Annotated in this window: 1 pseudogene; it reads left to right on the top strand. The window is 45.5% G+C overall.

What is annotated here, in order from left to right:
* Positions 1 to 341, top strand: a pseudogene (locus A8F95_RS10535) (pyruvate carboxylase); the annotation flags it as partial.

The raw sequence follows: 341 nt of genomic DNA, 5'->3' as shown, positions 1-341 counted from the left end.
GCGGCGGTTTTGGGGTCCGCTTGGATGCAGGGAACGGCTTCCAAGGATCCATCATTACACCTTACTATGACTCACTGCTTGTGAAAGTCTCCACACAAGCGCTCACCTTTGAACAGGCCGCTTCGAAGATGCTCCGGAATTTAAAGGAATTTCGGATTCGAGGCATTAAGACGAATATTCCGTTCCTTGAAAATGTCATGAAGCATGAAAACTTTATTACCGGAAATTATGATACCTCATTTATTGATACGACGCCGGAGTTATTCGACTTTCCGAAAAGCAAAGACCGCGGAACGAAAATGCTGAATTATATCGGCAACGTGACGATCAATGGCTTCCCA

The organism is Pseudobacillus wudalianchiensis (assembly GCF_001685015.1).
GTDB classification, from domain to species: domain Bacteria; phylum Bacillota; class Bacilli; order Bacillales; family Domibacillaceae; genus Pseudobacillus; species Pseudobacillus wudalianchiensis.
Note: the sequence above shows the minus strand (reverse complement) of the source record. Positions and strands in the feature narration are given on the sequence as shown.